Source organism: Duganella fentianensis, assembly GCF_009857835.1.
In the GTDB taxonomy this organism is placed as follows: domain Bacteria; phylum Pseudomonadota; class Gammaproteobacteria; order Burkholderiales; family Burkholderiaceae_D; genus Rugamonas; species Rugamonas fentianensis.
Map to the genome: position 1 here is coordinate 402,884 of NZ_WWCL01000001.1, position 16,105 is coordinate 418,988.

Annotated in this window: 13 protein-coding genes; 11 read left to right on the forward strand and 2 right to left on the reverse strand. The window is 61.3% G+C overall.

Translation table 11 applies throughout. The features are described from left to right. Positions 1-102: 102 nt before the first annotated feature. Positions 103-1,839, forward strand: a complete 1,737-nt coding sequence (locus GTP23_RS01845; protein ID WP_155432866.1) for a proline--tRNA ligase — start codon at positions 103-105, stop codon at positions 1,837-1,839. Between the two features lie 38 nt (positions 1,840-1,877). Next, positions 1,878-2,498 carry a lytic transglycosylase domain-containing protein gene (locus tag GTP23_RS01850; protein WP_371866782.1) on the forward strand — a complete coding sequence of 207 codons (621 nt, stop codon included), beginning with the start codon at positions 1,878-1,880 and terminating at the stop codon, positions 2,496-2,498. Positions 2,499-3,024: 526 nt separating this feature from the next. On the opposite strand, the gene GTP23_RS01855 is transcribed toward GTP23_RS01850, so the two are convergent. Both GTP23_RS01855 and ffh read right to left on the reverse strand, forming a co-directional pair. Continuing rightward, the gene (locus GTP23_RS01855) at positions 3,025-3,414 is read right to left on the reverse strand and encodes an SWIB/MDM2 domain-containing protein (protein WP_155432867.1); all 390 of its coding nucleotides are present in this window, start codon (positions 3,412-3,414) and stop codon (positions 3,025-3,027) included. 193 nt (positions 3,415-3,607) lie between these two features. After that, positions 3,608-4,975, reverse strand: a complete 1,368-nt coding sequence (ffh, locus tag GTP23_RS01860) for a signal recognition particle protein (protein WP_155432868.1) — start codon at positions 4,973-4,975, stop codon at positions 3,608-3,610. Positions 4,976-5,138: 163 nt separating this feature from the next. Here ffh and GTP23_RS01865 point away from each other — a divergent pair, with 163 nt between their 5' ends. From GTP23_RS01865 to GTP23_RS01905, 9 genes are all read left to right on the forward strand, one after another. Further along, positions 5,139-6,122, forward strand: a complete 984-nt coding sequence (locus tag GTP23_RS01865; protein WP_161033619.1) for an ABC transporter substrate-binding protein — start codon at positions 5,139-5,141, stop codon at positions 6,120-6,122. Continuing rightward, positions 6,122-6,961: an ABC transporter permease gene (locus GTP23_RS01870; RefSeq protein WP_202411890.1), complete on the forward strand. Its 840-nt coding sequence runs from the start codon at positions 6,122-6,124 to the stop codon at positions 6,959-6,961. Before GTP23_RS01865 ends, GTP23_RS01870 begins: the two co-directional genes overlap by 1 nt. After that, on the forward strand, positions 6,961-7,758 hold the full coding sequence (locus GTP23_RS01875; RefSeq protein WP_161033620.1) for an ABC transporter ATP-binding protein: 798 nt from the start codon (positions 6,961-6,963) through the stop codon (positions 7,756-7,758). The genes GTP23_RS01870 and GTP23_RS01875 overlap by 1 nt, the downstream gene beginning before the upstream one ends. 22 nt (positions 7,759-7,780) lie before the next feature. Further along, on the forward strand, positions 7,781-8,584 hold the full coding sequence (locus GTP23_RS01880) for a cytochrome C assembly family protein (protein ID WP_155432871.1): 804 nt from the start codon (positions 7,781-7,783) through the stop codon (positions 8,582-8,584). After that, positions 8,581-8,865: a PP0621 family protein gene (locus GTP23_RS01885; RefSeq protein WP_161033621.1), complete on the forward strand. Its 285-nt coding sequence runs from the start codon at positions 8,581-8,583 to the stop codon at positions 8,863-8,865. Before GTP23_RS01880 ends, GTP23_RS01885 begins: the two co-directional genes overlap by 4 nt. A gap of 6 nt (positions 8,866-8,871) precedes the next feature. Then, positions 8,872-10,554: a sensor histidine kinase gene (locus GTP23_RS01890; RefSeq protein ID WP_161033622.1), complete on the forward strand. Its 1,683-nt coding sequence runs from the start codon at positions 8,872-8,874 to the stop codon at positions 10,552-10,554. A gap of 12 nt (positions 10,555-10,566) precedes the next feature. After that, a complete protein-coding gene (locus GTP23_RS01895) occupies positions 10,567-12,165 on the forward strand; it encodes a sigma-54-dependent transcriptional regulator (RefSeq protein WP_161033623.1) in 1,599 nt (532 codons plus the stop codon). 29 nt (positions 12,166-12,194) lie between these two features. After that, a complete protein-coding gene (gene ampD / locus GTP23_RS01900) occupies positions 12,195-12,824 on the forward strand; it encodes a 1,6-anhydro-N-acetylmuramyl-L-alanine amidase AmpD (RefSeq protein WP_161034589.1) in 630 nt (209 codons plus the stop codon). 278 nt (positions 12,825-13,102) lie between these two features. Further along, positions 13,103-16,015 (forward strand): ribonucleoside-diphosphate reductase subunit alpha, encoded by a 2,913-nt coding sequence (locus GTP23_RS01905; RefSeq protein WP_161033624.1) that lies wholly within the window; start codon positions 13,103-13,105, stop codon positions 16,013-16,015. Positions 16,016-16,105: the final 90 nt, after the last annotated feature.

Sequence of the window (16,105 nt, forward strand, 5' to 3'; positions counted from 1 at the left end):
GCATCAATTGAACGCATTTGTATAAAGTATGGACGCATCAGCCAGCTAATCCTTTAAAATTAGGTTGATTATAACCCTCTCTTTTTAAAAAGAATTCACCGTATGCGCGCCTCACGATTTTTTATTTCCACGCTTAAAGAAGCTCCTTCCGACGCCGAGATCGTCAGCCACCAGCTGATGATGCGCGCCGGCATGATCAAACGCCTCGGTTCCGGTATCTATACCTATATGCCGATGGGCCTGCGCATCATCCGTAAAGTCGAAGCCATCATACGTGAAGAGATGAACAAGGCCGGCGCTATCGAGCTGCTGATGCCGCTGGTACAGCCTGCCGAACTGTGGCAGGAGACTGGCCGCTGGGACAAAATGGGCCCGGAACTGCTGCGCGTGAAAGACCGCCACGGCCGTGACTTCGCCATCCAGCCGACGTCGGAAGAGGTGATTACCGACGTAGTCCGTACGGAAATCAAATCCTACCGTCAGCTGCCGTTGAATTTTTACCACATCCAGACCAAGTTCCGCGACGAGCGCCGTCCACGCTTCGGCTTGATGCGCGGCCGCGAGTTCACCATGAAGGATGCCTATTCCTTCGACCGCGATCAGGCCGGCATGCAGCAGTCCTACCAGCGCATGTTTGACGCCTATGTGTCCATCTTCAACCGCTTCGGTCTGAAATTCCGCGCCGTGGCTGCCGATAACGGCGCCATCGGCGGTACCGGCTCGCACGAATTCCACGTCATCGCCAGCACCGGCGAAGATGCGCTGGTGTACTGCGCCGATTCCGATTACGCCGCCAATATGGAAGCGGCCGAAGCGCTGCCGCTGGTCGCCAGCCGTCCGGCCGCTGCCGAAGCACTGACCAAGGTGGCCACGCCTGACGCCACCAAGTGCGAGACCGTGGCCGAACAGCTCAAGCTGGACCTGAGCCGCACCGTGAAAACCATCGCCCTGACGGTGGAAACGGAAACCGACGGCAAACTGACTAAACAGTATTTCATGCTGCTGTTGCGTGGCGACCACGAACTGAACGAAGTCAAGGTTAACAAAGTGGCCGGTCTGGGCGCCTACCGCTTCTCGACCGAAGCGGAAATTCTGGAAGTCTACGGCTGCGTACCGGGCTATCTGGGCCCGGTCGGCACCAAAGCGCCAGTCACCGTGGTGGCTGATCGCACCGTGGCCAATATGGCCGACTTCGTCTGCGGCGCCAACGACGCCGGTTTCCACTACACGGGCGCCAACTGGGGCCGCGATACGGCCGAGCCTAGCATCGTCGCCGACCTGCGCAACGTGGTGGCTGGCGACGCTTCGCCGGACGGCAAAGGCGTGCTGGCGATCGAGCGCGGCATCGAAGTGGGCCACGTATTCCAGCTGGGTACCGCCTATTCGGAATCGATGAAAGCTACCTTCCTCGACGAAAACGGCAAACCTGCACCGCTGCAGATGGGCTGCTACGGTATCGGCGTGACGCGTATTCTGGGCGCCGCCATCGAGCAGAACTTCGATGACAAGGGCATCATCTGGCCAGCCGCGCTGGCACCGTTCGAACTGGTGCTGTGCCCTATGGGTATGGATCGCAGCGAGGCGGTCAAGGAAACCACCGAGCGTCTGTATGCAGAAGCCGTGGCGGCCGGCATCGACGTGATTCTGGATGATCGTGGTCTGCGTCCGGGCGGCATGTTTGCCGACTGGGAGCTGATCGGCGTACCGCACCGCGTGGTGATCGGCGACCGTGGCCTGAAAGAAGGCAATCTGGAATATCAGGGCCGTCGCGATACGGAAGCGACTGCCGTGCCGGTGGCCGATGTGATCAGCTTCATCAAAGGCAAGATCGCAGCGTGAAACGGCAACGCAGGCTAGTGCGATGGGGCGCTGCGGCAGTGTTACTGGCCGCAACGCTGCCCGCGCTGGCCGGCAACCAGAAGGAAGAAGCGCTGGCCGACTCGGTGCGGCTGGCGCTGGCCAACGCCATCCGCGATGCGGCGCCACCGCAGCCCAGCTTCCGCACGGAAGCGGAGCGTCAGCGTTACCAGCAGTGGCTGGAGCAGATGTCGGCACGCCTGCAACGGCGCCTGCCCGACCAGCAGACCCGTACCGAATTCCTTGCCACCGTGTGGTATGAAGCGCGCCGCGCCGGGCTCGATCCGGCCATGGTGCTGGGCCTGATACAGGTGGAATCAGCCTATCGTAAATATGCCGTGTCTATGGTGGGCGCGCGCGGCTATATGCAGGTGATGCCGTTCTGGACCAGCGTGATCGGCGACCATAACCGCAGCGCGCTATTCAATATGCAGACCAATCTGCGCTATGGCTGTGCCATCCTGCGCATGTATCTCGATATGGAAGCAGGCAATCTGTTTCTGGCGCTGGGCCGCTACAACGGCAGCCGCGGCAAGTCCGATTATCCGAATGCCGTACTGGCAGCATGGAACCACTGGAAGCTGCCCGCCGAAATAGGCAACGCGATCGCGCCGCGCATGGCAGTGGGTAGTGCGCGCTAGCCGGCTACTTGCTTACTGACCGCGCGCCGCATCAGGTGCGTCGATATTCACGACCTGAACCAGCGTCTGTGTGTGCAGTTCATAGAGGATGTTGCTGTCGAAAAGGACTAGCGCCATTCAGCCCTCAGAGCGCGCTGATAATCCAGTCCATCTGCAGGAATGTCTTCCCGTTCTGCCCACAAGCCGGCGATCTTCCGGAGTGCAGCCATGCGGCGGGCACGAGCTTGCGCTATGGTTTCTTCTGGGGTGACGGGGCTCTCGCAGCGGGCCTTTGCTGGTGTTTCGTGAGGACGGTTTAGCCTAGCCATGGCGGCCTCGCACTAATCTGGATGATTTATCCAGTCTAGCCGAATTGCGCTGGTCCGGCATCGTTGCCGCTAAGTGTGGAGTTGGAAATACGGGGTGATATTTGACGGCGCTCAAAGAAGCAAGCGGAGTCGGCAGAAGGTTGCGCGGAAGGGATGGAAACGCAAGAAGGGGAATTCTGTAACCCTTTGATTTAAAGGGTTACAGCGCAGTACTGCGATTACTTCAGGTGGTCGGAAATGAGCTTGGTCATTTCGAACATGGACACCTGAGCTTTGCCGCCGAATACAGCTTTCAGCTTGTCGTCGGCATTGATCATGCGGCGGTTGGCCGGATCTTGCAGGTCGAGCTTCTTGATGTAATCCCAGACTTTTTTGGTGACTTCCGTGCGTGGCAGCGGAGCTGCGCCCACCACGGCTGCCAGTGCGGCCGATGGGGTCATGGCCTTCATGAAGGCGGCGTTGGGTTTGCGCGGTGCGGCCGGCGCTTTTTTCACTGCGGCAGGCTTGGCGGCTGCTGCCTTGGCTGGTGCGGCTTTCTTCGCGGCTGCCGGTTTAGCGGCCGCAGCTTTCTTAGCGGGTGCTGCTGGGGTTTTTTTGGCTGTTGCCATATTCGAGCCTCCTTAACGAACACATGGAAAAATTGCGCAATTGATCGCACCGGTTAATATTGGTGGTGATTTGCGCTATGTGCAAGTGTTTTTCGCGTTTTTTCCCGGAAACACCACGTAAACACGGGCTTTCTCGAGGGAGGCACAACGTTGCGGGGCGTTTTGCCCCGCATTTTTCTACTTATGGCTTTGCCTAGCGCATGCCCGGCATCATGCCCTTCATCGAGCGCATCATCTTCATCATGCCGCCGCCCGAGAGCTTTTTCATCATGGTCTGCATCTGCTCGAACTGGGTCAGCATGCGGTTCACTTCCTGCACCTGCACGCCGGCACCGGCGGCAATACGGCGTTTGCGGGTGGCTTTGATCAGCTCCGGCTTGGCGCGTTCCTGCGGTGTCATCGAGTCGATAATACCGACCATGCGGCGTACCTGCTTGTCCGCCTGATCCATGTTGGCGCCGTTGGCGGCCTGCTGGAACTGGGCTGGCAGCTTGTCCATCAGATTGGCCATGCCGCCCATTTTCTTCATCTGGCCCAGCTGGGCCTTGAAGTCGTTCATGTCGAACTTGCCGCCCACCTTGATCTTGTTGGCCAGATCGGCAGCGGCCTTGCTGTCCACGCCTTTGCGGGCTTCTTCCACCAGCGCCAGAATGTCGCCCATGCCCAGCACGCGGTTGGCCATACGGGTAGGGTCGAAAGCTTCCAGACCGTCGAGTTTTTCCGACACACCGGCAAACTTGATCGGCTTGCCCGTAATGTGGCGTACCGACAGCGCTGCACCGCCGCGCGAATCGCCATCGAGCTTGGTCAGCACGATACCGGTCAGCGGCAGCGCATCGTTAAAGGCCTTGGCTGTGTTGATGGCATCCTGACCCAGCATGGCATCGACCACGAACAGGGTTTCGATAGGCTTGACGGCGCTGTGCACGGCAGCGATTTCGCGCATCATCTCTTCATCGATACCGAGACGGCCGGCCGTGTCGATGATCAGCACATCGTGGTAGTGCTTCTTGGCCCAGTCCAGTGCCGCCAGGGCGATATCGACCGGCTTGTCCTGTGCGGTGGAAGGGAAGAAGTCGGCGCCAACCTGACCCGTGACCGATTGCAGCTGGGCGATAGCGGCCGGACGATACACGTCGGCCGACACGGTCAGCACTTTCTTTTTCTTCTCTTCTTTCAGATACTTGGCCAGTTTACCGACCGTGGTGGTTTTACCCACACCTTGCAGACCGGCCATCAGGATGATGGCGGGCGGCTGCTGGGCGAAGCTGAGCTGGGTGGCTTCGGCGCCCAGATCGGCGCCCATCAGGGCGGCCAGTTCGCGTTGCACCACGCCGACCAGCGCCTGACCCGGCGACAGCGAGGCGATGACTTCTTCACCCAGCGCTTTTTCCTTGACGCGGGCGATGAATTCGCGCACGGCTGGCAGGGCCACGTCGGCTTCGAGCAGGGCCATGCGCACTTCGCGCAGCATTTCGGCGGTGTTGGCTTCCGTCAGGCGGGCCTCGCCGCGCATGGTTTTAACGACCTTGGCAAGGCGTTGGGTAAGATTGTCTAGCATGATGAACCCGGATTAAAACAGTGGCCGCCATTTTACCCCATCCACTGCCACTAGTCCCCCGCCACGGAGGCGCTTATGGTTTATATTCTTATGTGGAAACAGACAGCGCAGCGCAAGCTGTTGGTATGATGCAGTGATCACAAGAATCGGGAGGATGAACACGATGAAACGTACGATCTGGTGGAAGACGCTGGTGCTGGGCGCCCTGATGACGGCGCAGGCCGTATCTCCGGCACAGGCGCAGGAAGTGGTGCGGCTGGGTAATCTGAAATTCGCCCACTACGGCGCGGTCTCCTATATTAAGGAGATTGCTCCCAAATGCGGCATCAAGGTGGAGGAGCGCGTGTTCGCCAAAGGCCTGGATGTGATGCAGGGGATCATTGCCGGCGAGCTCGATGTCGGCACCACGGCTTCGGAAGCGGCGATTTCCGGCCGTGCCAGCGGCGCGCCCATCGTGGTGGTGGCCGGCTTTGCCAAGGGCGGTGCACGGCTGGTCAGCCGCGCCGACCTGAAACTCAAATCCGTCAAGGATCTCAAAGGCAAGCGCGTGGGCGTGACCCGTGGCGGCATCCAGGAAGTGCTGCTGCTGGCCGAGCTGCAGATGGCCGGCCTGACGGCGTCCGACCAGCCGGGCAAGGATGTGCAGCTGATCTATCTGCCTTTCGCTGACCTGAATCAGGCGCTGATCGGCAAGAACATCGATGCCATGATGAACTCCGAACCGCAGTCTTCTCAGGCCATCAACAAAGGCTTTGGCACGGAAATCATCAAGCCTTACGACACGCCTATCGGCGAACCGATCCGCACCATGGTGATGACGGAGAAGTTCTATAAAGAGAAGCGCCCGCTGGCGGAAAAATTCATGCGCTGCTTCGTCGAAGCCACCAAGACCTTTATCGAACAGCCGGCGCTGGCCGAAAAATATGTGCGCGAAACCGTGTTCAAAGGCCAGATCACCAAGGATGATTTCGACGATGCCATCGGCAATTCGCCATATTCCTACGACGTCACGCCGGAACATATCCAGATTACGACCGACGTGATGTTCAAGACGGGCGTGGGCCGCATGGCCAAACCGCCGGCTGCCAAAGAGTGGGTCAAGACCGACCTGCTGGACGCGGCCAAGAAAAGCGTGGGCGTTAAATAATGGCCGGCGCGGGCCGCAAAGCAGGGCAGGGCTGGCGCCAGCTGGCGGTGGGCATGATCGTGCCCGTCATCGTGATCGCCATCTGGCAGCTGGCCGCCACGCAGGGCTGGGCCAATCCGCAGATGCTGCCGTCGCCGCTGGCGGTGGCCGAGCGCTGGCTGGCCTATCTGCTGCCCGTGCAGCCATATAGCGCGGAGCAGGGCAGCTGGCTGGCGTGGGCCGTATCGGGTGAGCTGATTCTCGATGCGCTGGGTAGCCTGTACCGCGTGGCGCTGGGCTTTGCCATAGGCGCGGCACTGGCGCTGCCACTGGGCCTGCTGATGGGCGCCAGCCCGCTGGTGTACGCATGGTTTAACCCGCTGATGCAGTTGCTGCGCCCTATCCCGCCCATCGCCTATATTCCCCTGTCCATCCTGTGGTTCGGGCTGGGGAATGCGCCGGCCGTGTTCCTGATCGTGCTGGGCGCCTTCTTCCCTGTGCTGATGAATACCATCGCCGGAGTACGGCAGGTAGACGGTATTTATCTGCGCGCGGCGCGCAATCTGGGTGCCAGCGGCAGCACGCTGTTCATCCGCGTGATCCTGCCTGCTGCCGTGCCGTATATATTGTCGGGCGTACGGATCGGCATAGGCACTGCCTTCATCGTGGTGATCGTGTCCGAGATGATCGCCGTGAACAACGGCCTCGGTTTCCGCATCCTGGAAGCGCGCGAGTACTTCTGGTCGGACAAGATCATGGCCGGCATGATTACCATCGGCCTGCTGGGGCTGGCCATCGATAGCGCCGTCAACAAACTGAATAACTATCTGCTGCGCTGGCACCGCGGTCTGGAGAACTAATGGATAGCGCACATATCAGCGTGGCACATGTCGGCAAGGTGTTCCAGACCGACGAACGCGCCGTGGTGGCCCTGCAGGACATCAATCTGGAAATCCCGCGCGGCCAGTTCGTCTGCCTGCTGGGCCCTTCGGGCTGCGGCAAATCCACCCTGCTCAATGCAATTGCCGGTTTTGCCCTGCCCAGCAGCGGCAGCATCGTGGCCGATGGCCAGACTGTCACCGCACCGGGGCCGGAACGGGGCATGGTGTTTCAGGAATATGCGCTGTTCCCCTGGATGACGGTAGCGGAAAATATCGCTTTCGGCTTGCAGATCAAGGGCTTAGCCAAGGCCGAAATCAATGCGACGGTGGACCGGCTGCTGGCCATGCTGTCGCTGAGCGACTTCCGCAACCGCTATCCGAAGGACCTGTCCGGCGGCATGCGCCAGCGGGTGGCGATTGCCCGCGTGCTGGCGCTCGATTCACCCATCATGCTGATGGACGAGCCGTTCGGCGCGCTCGATGCGCTGACCCGGCGCAATCTGCAGGACGAGCTGCTGCGCATCTGGGCCGAGCTGAAAAAGACCATCATCTTCGTCACCCACAGCATAGAGGAAGCCATCTATCTGGCCGACCGCATCATCGTCATGACCTACCGCCCCGGCACCGTCAAGCGCGACCTGATGGTGGAACTGCCGCGCATGCGCGATCCGGCCGCACCGGAATTCAATGCGCTCAAGCGCGAACTGGGGCAGCTGGTGATGGAAGAACAGCAGCGCCACCATAACGATGAGCTGCGCATGGCTGCCGTGGACTGAGCGATAGTGTAAACTGGGGCTTATGCAGAATTTCCTACTCATCGCAGCCATCGTGCTGTACCTCGTATGTGCGGCGCTGCCTTCGCGCCGTGCCGGTCTGATTTCCGCCATGACGGCGCTAGCCTGGCTGCTGCATGGCGCCGGCCTGTGGTTCGATCTGGCCACTGTCGGCACCATCCGTCTCGGCTTTGCCGCCATGCTGTCGTCCGCCCTGTGGGTGTCGGTCGCGGCCTACTGGGTGGAAAACCGCAACTTCAGTCTGGACAGCATGCGCCATCTGGTCATGCCGAATGCCGCGCTGGTCGTCGCGCTGCAGGTGGGCTTCCCCGGCAGCGTGATTGCGCTGGAAGACAAGTCGCCCCTGTTCGGCTGGCATATCGCGATTGCCACCATGGCCTACAGCACGCTGACGGTAGCGGCCTTCCATGCCGTGCTGATGGCCCTGCAGGAGCGCCACCTGCACGCGGCCACCCAGCGCAAAACCTTCCTGACGAATGCGCTGGATCAGTTGCCGGCCCTGCTGACCATGGAAAAGCTGTTGTTCCGTATGATCAGTTTCGGCTTTGCCCTGCTCAGCCTGACCGTGTTTTCCGGCATCGTGTTCTCGGAACAGGTGTTCGGCCAGGCCCTCAAGTGGGACCATAAATCCGTCTTCACGCTGCTGTCATGGCTGCTGTTTGCTGCCCTGCTGGCCGGCCGCCGCTTCCGCGGCTGGCGTGGCCGCACGGCGCTGAGCTTCACGCTGGCCGGTTTCGCCACGCTGCTGCTGGCCTATGTGGGCAGCCGCTTTGTGCTGGAAGTGCTGCTGCACAAGGGGGCCATATGAGCCGCCTGCTGTTCTGGCTGGCGCTGATCTTCCTGGTCGGCTTTGCCATCCGCAGCAAGATCCGCGAAGCGCAAAAGCGTCAGCAGCCGTTCGACCAGCCACCGCCGGCCGGTGCCGGCCCGGCCCCGGGCCCCGCCGCTGCACGCCAGCATGGCAATACCGAAGTCGAGACCATGCTGCAATGCGCCCACTGCGGCGTGTTCTATCCCGCTTCCGAAACGGTGCAGGCGCGCGGACGCGACTACTGCAGCGCAGCCCACGCGGCCATGCCGCCGGCCTGATCCAGCGTGGAATCCGGCCACACCGCCGCTCCGGCCGAAGCGCGCGCCTCGTTCTGGCGCTCGCTGCAGACGCTGAGCATTTCGCGCGTCGTGATCGCGCTGGTGCTGCTGGTGTATCTGAGTTTCGACCGCAACGGCCTGCGCGCCGATAGCTCCTACCTGAACCTGCAGCTCTGCGTGGTCTACCTGATGGTGGCACTCGGCTATGCCCTGCTGGCCGTGTACTGGCAGCAGCGCTTCCGCTGGCAGCTGCTCTCCCAGATCGCAGCCGATCTGGTGATCATTTCGCTGCTGTTCATCGTCGGTGGCGGCCTGCGTAGCGGGCTGGCCATCCTGTATCTGTTCCCGCTGGCCGGTGCGGCCATCCTCGCGCCGCTGCTGCTGTCGCTGTTCTGCACGGCGCTGGTAGCCCTGTTCATGCTGGGCGAAAGCATCTGGCGCGTGCTGATGATGGAAAGCGAACGGCCTTTCCTGCAGGCCGGCCTGTACGGCGCGGCCTTTTTCGCCGCCGTGCTGGTGGTGAACCGGCTGGCCGCGCGCCTGATCGGACAGGAAGAACTGGCCATCCAGCGCGGGGTGGAAGTGAATGTGCAGCAGGCCGTCAACCAGCTGGTGATGGCCAATGTGGGCGATGGCATCCTGGTGGCCGACCGTGCCGGCCATATCTACGCCAGCAATCCGGCGGCGCAGCAGATGCTGGGCATGCTGGGCGCGCAGCAGGATTTCAGGCTGGCCGATTCGGGCGCACTGGCGCCGCTGGCCGAGGCCTATGCTGCCTGGTGCGAAGAACGCAGCCGCAGCACAGCGTATGTCACCATCAAGCCCTATGCCGACGACGCCCTGCAGCAGGTAACGGCGGCATGGAGCGTGCGGCGCGACCTGTCGGCCCACCTGAAAGTGCGCTTTGCCGCGGTTGACACGGCAGGACTGGGCACGGAACGCAGCGTGATCTTCCTGCAGGATGTGACGGGCATAGAAAATCAGGCGCAGCAGCTGAAACTGGCCTCGATGGGCCGGCTGACGGCCAGCATTGCCCACGAAGTGCGCAATCCGCTATCGGCCATTGGCCACGCCACTGCGCTGCTGGGCGAGGACATGACAGACGGGGTGCAGACCCGTTTGCTGAAGATCATAGGCGATAACGTCAGCCGGGTGAACCGCATGGTGGAGGACATATTGCAGCTGTCGCGCAAGGCGCAGCCGCACAATGAACCGCTGGCGCTGCAAGGCTTCCTCACCGAGCTGGTACAGGAATTTACCGAAACCCATGGCCTGCCGGCCGACATGCTGGGACTCACGCTGGCGGAGGCGGCGCCGGTGCGCTTCGATGCCCTGCATCTGCGCGAAGTGCTGCTTAACCTGCTCAATAATGCTGTGCGCTATGCCAGTGGCAGCGCCCGCTCGATCCGGCTGGACCTGCGCAGCCTGCCCTCGCACGCGCTGGAACTGCATGTGCAGGATGATGGCCCCGGCATAGAGCCGGAAGTGCGGGCCCACCTGTTCGAGCCGTTCTACACCACTTCGAGCAAGGGCACGGGGCTGGGGCTGTATCTGGCGCGGGAATTATGTTTGAATAACGAGGCGCGGCTGGACTATGAATACCGTTTCGACGGTCAGCAGGATGCCAGCGGCAAGCCGCGCTCGAGCGGGCGTTTCGTAATCACTTTCGCCCATCCGGCCCCGAAGTAGAGAGGTAGTTTGATGACTGTTCGATTCCCTCGCGTGCTGGTGGTGGATGATGAAGCCGACCTGCGCGAGCTGCTGGAACTGACTCTGCTCAAGATGGGGCTGGAGGTCGATTGTGCCGCCACGCTGGGCGAAGCGCGTGCGCTGCTGGCGCAGGCCGGGGTGGAATACCAGCTGGTGCTGACCGATATGCGCCTGCCCGACGGGCTGGGGCTGGAACTGGTACGCGAAGTCAGTGCCAGCCACCGCAATACCCCTATCGCCGTAGTGACGGCTTTCGGCAGTGCGGAAAATGCCGTGGTGGCGCTGAAAGCCGGCGCCTTCGACTATATTTCCAAGCCGGTGGCGCTGGACCAGCTGCGCGTGATGGTACGTTCCGCCCTGCGCCTGAGCTCCGGCCAGCCGGAAGATGAAGCGCCGGCCGCCAAGCCGGCGGCCAGCCGGCTGCGCGGCAATTCGGCCGTGATCGAAGCGCTGCGCGCCCAGATCGCGCGGCTGGCCCGTTCGATGGCGCCTATCGCCATCAACGGCGAATCGGGCAGCGGCAAGGAACTGGCGGCGCGGGAAATCCATGCCCAGAGTTCGCGCGCAGCCAAGCCTTTTATCGCCGTCAATTGCGGCGCGATCCCGGAAGCCCTGATGGAGGCCGAGTTCTTCGGCTACCGCAAAGGTGCGTTCACCGGTGCGGCCGACGAGCGCGATGGCTTCTTCCAGGCGGCCAATGGCGGCACCCTGATGCTCGATGAAGTGGCCGATCTGCCGCTGGCCATGCAGGTCAAGCTGCTGCGTGCCATACAGGAGCGGCGCGTGCGCAAGATAGGCGCCACTGCCGAAGAGCCGGTGGACGTGCGCATCATCAGTGCCACGCACAAGAATCTGGCCCAGTGCGTGGAGCAGGGCAGCTTCCGTCAGGACCTTTATTACCGCCTGAATGTGATCGAACTGAGTCTGCCGCCCCTGCGCGAGCGCCTCGACGACCTGCCCGTGCTGACCGACGGCATACTGGAAAGGCTGGGTACTTTCGAATCCGAGGTCAGGCTGGGCGAGGGCGTGCTCGATGCGCTGCGCAGCTATTCCTTCCCCGGCAATGTGCGCGAGCTGGAAAACATCCTCGAACGGGCGCTGGCATTTGCCAATGATGGCGTGATCGAAGTGGCCGATCTGGCGCTCAAGGGCGCGCGCATGGTGGAGGCCACCGTGCCGCTACCGACGCCGACCACGCCGACGCCATATCTGGCGGCCACGGAAGCTGCGGCCATGCGGCTGCCACAGACGGATGACGGCGCCGCGACACATAGCGCTACTGACCTGCATCCGCCATCCATGGTCACGGGACTAGCCGCTGCCGGCGCAGGTGGCGTGCTGGCAGCAGCAGCTGCGCCGCTGGCGCTGGACAGTGCGCAGACTGCGGCCGACTGGCCGCCGCTGCCGCAGATCGATGTGCTGCCGCCGAATCTGCCGGACTTCCTCAACCGTATCGAGCGCGAGCTCATATTAAGAGCACTGGCCCAGACCCAGTTCAACCGCACCCAGGCTGCCCAGCTGCTGGGCATCAGCTTCCGCCAGCTGCGCTACCAGATGCAGAAGCTCGATATCCAGGAGCCGGACACGTGAACCCGTCCCCGTCCAACGCCGTGCCGGACATGACGCCGGTGGATGACGGCGGCTGGTGGCCGCTGGCACAGCGCTACGACAGCCCGCACTACGACGAGCGGCCCGACCCGGCCGATATCACCCTGCTGGTGATCCACAATATCTCGCTGCCGGCCGGCCAGTTCGGCGGGCCGCACGTGTCCGACCTGTTTACCGGCCGTCTCGATTATAATGCTGACCCCTCGTTTGCCGACCTGCGCGGGCTGAGAGTGTCCAGCCACTTTTTCATCCGCCGTGACGGCCGCGTACTGCAGTATGTTTCTGCTAACGCGAGGGCCTGGCATGCCGGACGCTCCGAGTTCTGCGGACGGGAAAAATGTAATGATTTTTCCATCGGTATCGAGCTGGAAGGTACGGACAACACGCCATTCGAAGCGGCCCAGTACGAGGCACTGGCGGTGCTGACGCTGGCACTGCAGCAGCGCTATCCGCTGGCCGATGTGCTAGGTCATGAACACATTGCGCCGGGCCGCAAGACCGATCCCGGAGTGTTGTTTGACTGGTCACATTATCAGCAAAGCTGGCGCAAAAACCGGCAGCTGGCGCTGTCGCAATGCGCCACGTTAGTGGGCGCTCTCGGGGAACTGCGCTTTGTAAAAGGGCTCCTGCAAAGTCAATAGAAAAATTGCCGTTTATAGCAAAATTTCCACTTGTCTTAGCCCACTCCGATCACTACAATCAGTGTATCGATTCACGTCTATCACTAGATATAGTAGTTCCCAAGACACTGGTTCTTAAACTATTTGCAATTCGTTGAGACCAGTCGATCACGCTTTTTATTGCAGCTTATTTGGCAATTGAGTCAGCCAGCAATCAGGGCTGAACGCAGTATTTCGGCCTTTTTTATACAACATTACGTCGCGCAGCACTGACTGCACGCTGTTTTCGGGGAGCTTAAATGCAATCTACTCAAGACATCACCATCAATCCGGCACTGGTACCTTCAGTTGCTGCGAGCACCGCCAGCAGCCCTGTTACGGCCGCCAGCGACCTCGGTGACTACCGCATCATCCGCCGTAACGGCGCGGTCGTCGCGTTTGAACCGTCGAAGATCGCCGTAGCGATGACCAAAGCCTTCCTGGCCGTGAATGGCGGTCAGGGCGCGGCTTCGGCCCGCATCCGCGAACTGGTAGAACAGCTGACCGCCAGCGTGGTGGCAGCACTGGTGCGCCGCCAGCCTTCGGGCGGCACTTTCCACATCGAAGATGTGCAGGATCAGGTTGAACTGGCGCTGATGCGTTCGGGCGAACACGATGTGGCCCGTGCCTACGTGCTGTACCGCGCCAAGCAGATGGAAGAGCGCCGCGCCGCCAAGGAAGCCGCCGGCGCCACCGCTATCACTGCACCGCAGATCCACGTGCTGGAAAACGGCGAGCGCAAGCTGCTGGAACTGGACCGCGTATCGAACCTGATCAATGCCGCCTGTGCCGGTCTGGAAAAGCACGTCGATGCCGACGCGATTCTGGCCGAGACCATGAAAAACCTGTACGACGGCGTGCCAGTGGAAGAGCTGCACAAGTCGGCCATTCTGGCGGCCCGCGCCCTGATGGAAAAAGATCCGGCCTACTCGCAAGTGACGGCCCGCATCCTGCTGCACACCATCCGTAAGGAAGTCTTCGGCAAGGAAGTGGCACAGGCTGCCGCTGCCGCCGAATACGTGAGCTACTTCCCGCAATACATCGCCAAAGGTATCGCCGCCGATCTGCTGGACGCCAAACTGGCCGAATTCGATCTGGCCCGTCTGGCCAAGGCACTGGTGGCCGACCGCGATCTGCAGTTCGGCTACATCGGCCTGCAGACCCTGTACGACCGCTACTTCCTGCACGTGCGCGACATCCGCATCGAAATGCCGCAGGCCTTCTATATGCGTGTCGCCATGGGTCTGGCCCTGAACGAAACCGACCGCGAAGCGCGCGCCATCGAGTTCTACAACCTGCTGTCGACCTTCGACTTCATGTCGTCCACCCCGACCCTGTTCAACTCGGGCACCCAGCGTTCGCAGCTGTCGTCGTGCTACCTGACCACCGTTTCCGACGATCTGGAAGGCATCTACGACGCCATCAAGGAAAACGCACTGCTGGCCAAGTTCGCCGGCGGTCTGGGCAACGACTGGACGCCGGTACGTGCACTGGGCGCCCACATCAAGGGCACCAACGGCAAATCGCAGGGCGTGGTACCGTTCCTGAAAGTGGTCAACGACACCGCCGTGGCGGTGAATCAGGGCGGCAAGCGCAAGGGCGCCGTCTGCGCCTACCTGGAAACATGGCACATGGACATCGAGGAATTCCTCGACCTGCGCAAGAACACCGGCGACGACCGCCGCCGTACCCACGACATGAACACGGCTAACTGGATTCCCGACCTGTTCATGAAGCGCGTGATGGAAAAAGGCGACTGGACCCTGTTCTCGCCTTCGGACACGCCTGACCTGCACGATCTGGTCGGTAAAGCCTTCGAAAAAGCCTATCTGGCCTATGAAGCCAAGGCCGCTGCCGGCGAAATCCGCGTGTCCAAGAAAGTGGCTGCGCTGGACCTGTGGCGCAAGATGCTGTCCATGCTGTTCGAAACCGGCCACCCATGGATCACCTTCAAAGACCCATGCAACATCCGTTCGCCACAGCAGCACGTGGGCATGGTCCACAGCTCCAACCTGTGCACCGAGATCACCCTGAACACCAATGCCGACGAAATCGCCGTCTGCAATCTGGGTTCGGTCAACATGCCGGCCCACATGAAAGAAGGCAAGCTGGATCACGTCAAGCTGAAGAAAACCATCCGCACCGCCATGCGCATGCTGGATAACGTGATCGACATCAATTACTACGCCGTCGACAAGGCCCGTAACGCCAATATGCGTCACCGTCCGGTCGGTCTGGGTGTGATGGGCTTCCAGGACTGCCTGCACATGATGCGCATTCCTTACTCGTCCAACGAAGCCGTGGCCTTTGCCGATACTTCGATGGAAGCAGTGTGCTACTACGCCTATCTGGCTTCGACCGAGCTGGCCGAAGAACGTGGCCAGTACCAGTCGTACAAAGGCTCGCTGTGGGACCGCGGCATCCTGCCACAGGATTCCGTCAAGCTGCTGGCCGAAGAGCGCGGCGGTTATCTGGAGCAGGATCTGTCGGCGAGCATGGACTGGGCACCGGTACGCGAACGCATCCAGAAGTTCGGTATGCGTAACTCGAACTGCGTGGCGATCGCTCCAACCGCCACCATTTCGAATATCATCGGTGTGTCGGCCTGTATCGAGCCGACCTTCCAGAATCTGTACGTGAAGTCCAACCTGTCGGGCGAGTTCACCGAGATCAACGCCTATCTGGTACGTGACCTGAAAGCTCGCGACCTGTGGGATGAAGTGATGATCGCCGACCTGAAGTACTTCGACGGCTCGCTGGCCAAGATCGACCGCATCCCGCAAGATCTGCGTGACATTTATGCAACCGCCTTCGAAGTCTCGCCGACCTGGCTGGTGGAAGCGGCTTCGCGTCGTCAGAAATGGATCGATCAGGCGCAATCGCTGAACATCTACATGGCAGGCGCGTCCGGTAAGAAGCTCGATGAGACCTACAAGCTGGCATGGCTGCGTGGCCTGAAAACCACCTACTACCTGCGTACCATTGCAGCGACCCACCTGGAGAAATCCACCACCCGTACCGGCGCGCTGAATGCCGTGGCGGTCGATGGCGGTGTTTCGGCCAGCGCGGCAGCCGCCGCGCCGGCAGCACCGGCACCGGTAGTGGCCGAAGGTGCGGCCTGCTACCTGCGTCCGGGTGACGACGGTTTCGAGGAATGCGAAGCCTGCCAGTAAAAACTCTGCGTGCCGGTGCATCGTGTGATGGGCCGGCCGCTCCGATTTAATTAGAAACTTAATTAATCCAACCGAATTCTGAAGGAAAAC

What these genes read in the sequence shown, in the direction of transcription:
- GTP23_RS01845 (WP_155432866.1), top strand. Translation starts at nt 103, where the DNA reads ATGCGCGCCTCACGATTTTTTATTTCCACGCTTAAAGAAGCTCCTTCC.
- GTP23_RS01855 (WP_155432867.1), bottom strand. Translation starts at nt 3,414, where the DNA reads ATGGCAACAGCCAAAAAAACCCCAGCAGCACCCGCTAAGAAAGCTGCG.
- ffh (WP_155432868.1), bottom strand. Translation starts at nt 4,975, where the DNA reads ATGCTAGACAATCTTACCCAACGCCTTGCCAAGGTCGTTAAAACCATG.
- GTP23_RS01865 (WP_161033619.1), top strand. Translation starts at nt 5,139, where the DNA reads ATGAAACGTACGATCTGGTGGAAGACGCTGGTGCTGGGCGCCCTGATG.
- GTP23_RS01870 (WP_202411890.1), top strand. Translation starts at nt 6,122, where the DNA reads ATGGCCGGCGCGGGCCGCAAAGCAGGGCAGGGCTGGCGCCAGCTGGCG.
- GTP23_RS01875 (WP_161033620.1), top strand. Translation starts at nt 6,961, where the DNA reads ATGGATAGCGCACATATCAGCGTGGCACATGTCGGCAAGGTGTTCCAG.
- GTP23_RS01880 (WP_155432871.1), top strand. Translation starts at nt 7,781, where the DNA reads ATGCAGAATTTCCTACTCATCGCAGCCATCGTGCTGTACCTCGTATGT.
- GTP23_RS01885 (WP_161033621.1), top strand. Translation starts at nt 8,581, where the DNA reads ATGAGCCGCCTGCTGTTCTGGCTGGCGCTGATCTTCCTGGTCGGCTTT.
- GTP23_RS01895 (WP_161033623.1), top strand. Translation starts at nt 10,567, where the DNA reads ATGACTGTTCGATTCCCTCGCGTGCTGGTGGTGGATGATGAAGCCGAC.
- ampD (WP_161034589.1), top strand. Translation starts at nt 12,195, where the DNA reads ATGACGCCGGTGGATGACGGCGGCTGGTGGCCGCTGGCACAGCGCTAC.
- GTP23_RS01905 (WP_161033624.1), top strand. Translation starts at nt 13,103, where the DNA reads ATGCAATCTACTCAAGACATCACCATCAATCCGGCACTGGTACCTTCA.